This is a genomic window from Mesorhizobium sp. M0808, from assembly GCF_040320025.1.
Taxonomy (GTDB): domain Bacteria; phylum Pseudomonadota; class Alphaproteobacteria; order Rhizobiales; family Rhizobiaceae; genus Mesorhizobium.
In genome coordinates this window covers 1-618 of record NZ_JAMYOX010000141.1, presented here as the reverse complement: position 1 = coordinate 618, position 618 = coordinate 1, and the positions used below count along the sequence as shown (strand labels likewise).

Annotated in this window: 1 pseudogene; it reads left to right on the top strand. The window is 61.2% G+C overall.

The features are described from left to right. Positions 1-69: 69 nt before the first annotated feature. A pseudogene (locus NKI25_RS36355) lies at positions 70-618 on the top strand (IS6 family transposase); the annotation flags it as partial.

The following is a 618-nucleotide window of genomic DNA, read 5'->3' as shown; positions in this document are numbered from 1 at the left end:
GCTCTGTCGCAAACCTTTTGGTAAGCGGAGCATGGCAAGAAAAACGCCTCAGCTGTGGAGGAGCACGTGATGTTCAACGGCCGCCATTTCGACCAGTCGGTGATCCTGCTGTGCGTGCGCTGGTACCTGGCCTACACTCTGAGCCTGCGCGATCTGGAAGAGATGATGGCCGAATGCGGCTTGAAGGTCGCCCATTCCACCGTGCATCGCTGGGTCGCCCACTTCTCGCCGTAGCTGCTGGAGCGCTTCAACCGGCGCAAGCGTGTGGTCGGCAGCAAGTGGCATATGGACGAGACGTACATCAAGGTCTGCGGCCATGGATGTATCTCTACCGCGCCATCGACAGCCTCGGCGACACGGTCGAGTTGTTCTTCAGCGAAAACCGTGACCTGGTGGCGGCCCAACGCTTCCTCCACAAGGCGCTGACGCGCCATGGCCGGCCGGAGCGCATCGTCACCGACGGCAGCCAGACCAATTACGAAGCGATCCTTTCCTGCGACGCTGAAAGCCGGCTGCGGCAGCGATCGCGGCGACCGCTGAAGCCGATCCGCATCCGCAATAGCCGGTATCTCAACAATCGGATCGAACAGGATCACCGGCGTATCAAGCGCCGCATTC